This window comes from Kitasatospora putterlickiae (genome assembly GCF_039527695.1).
GTDB lineage: Bacteria > Actinomycetota > Actinomycetes > Streptomycetales > Streptomycetaceae > Kitasatospora > Kitasatospora putterlickiae.
The window spans coordinates 1-1,451 of sequence record NZ_BAAAKJ010000562.1; the positions used below are offsets into that span (position 1 = coordinate 1).

Here is a 1,451-nt window from a genome sequence, read left to right on the forward strand (position 1 = left end):
CGGCCGACGCCGCCGCACGGGTCGACCTGGGCCCCGAGCTGCGGGCCATCGTCGAACGCGGCTCGTCGACGGCCGCGCTCGGCGAGGCGCGCGAGAACGGCCGCCGGGTCTGGCGCGACGCCGCCGGGGTCAACGACCTGGGTTCGAGGCGGGCGCCGCGCGCCGACGGCCGGTTCCGGATCGGCAGCGTGACCAAGACCTTCGTGTCCACGGTCGTGCTGCAACTCGTCGACGAGGGGAGGCTCCGGCTGGACGACCCGGTGGAGCGCCACCTGCCGGGCACCGTCCCGAACGGCGACGCGATCACCTTGCGCCAACTGCTCAACCACACCAGCGGCTTGTACGACCACCTGTCGGACCCGCGCTTCCTCTACCAGGACGAGGCGAGCCTGCGCGGCTACCTCGCCGACCGCCGCTGGAAGAGCTGGAGCCCGGCGCAGCTGATCGAGGTCGGCGTGCAGGCGGCGCCGTACTTCGCGCCCGGGCAGGGCTGGCACTACTCGAACACCAACTACGTCCTCCTCGGGGAGGTGATCCGCAAGGTCACCGGCCACAACTGGCGCAGCGAGGTGGACCGGCGGATCGTCAAGCCGCTGCACCTCGACGACACGGTGTTCGCGGGCACCCGGCCGGGCATGGCCGGCCCGCACGCGCACGGGTACGCCAAGCTGCCCGAGGGCCTGGCCGACCTCACGCTGATCAATCCGAGCTTCGCCGACGCGGCCGGTGACGGCATCTCCACCACCGCCGACCTCAACCGCTTCCACGCCGCCCTGTTCGGCGGCAGGCTGCTCTCGGCGGCCCGGTTCGCGGAGATGACCACGGCCGTCCCGGCGCCGATGATCGGCGCCCACTACGGGCTGGGCCTGATCCGGTACGACCTGCCCTGCGGCGAGGTCTGGGGCCACACCGGCGGGATACCGGGGTACGACACCGTGTGGCTCGGGTCGAAGGACGGCGCGCGGCAGTTCTCCCTCTCCTTCAACCTCTCCGTAGGGGCCGGGACCGAGGCCACCTTCACCACGCTGAACGACTTCATCCTGAAGGCGTCCTGCGGCGCCGGCTCGGCCGACGCCGGGAACACCAAGGGCTCCGCGGCGAACCCGGCCTTCACGTTGCCGCGTTGAGCGACCGGCCGGACGGCGGGGAGGGCGCGCCGTCAACCCCGGTGACGCCGATTAGCCTGCGCGCCACCCCCGCCGTTCGACCGGGTCCCGGGATACCGGCGATGGACGGCCGGGGGCCCGCGAGGCCAGTCCGGAGGACGACGCGGGGCGGGCGGAACGGGTGCGAGTCTGAGTCCCGAGGGCCCGACGTCCGGGCCGGGGAGGGTGGTTCACCATGGCGTTCACTCAGGATCAGGCATCACGCGGAGCCGGCCGGCTGGGCATGCGCCTGGCCGCCGTCGCGCTGGCCGGGCCGATCTCCTTCCTCGGGCTGCTCGCCGGCTT

Annotated in this window: 1 protein-coding gene; it reads left to right on the top strand. The window is 73.3% G+C overall.

The window, feature by feature from the left end:
- Positions 1-1,127 (top strand): serine hydrolase domain-containing protein (locus ABD308_RS39360; protein ID WP_344345934.1); only part of this gene is annotated, 1,127 nt, incomplete at its 5' end.
- Positions 1,128-1,451: the final 324 nt, after the last annotated feature.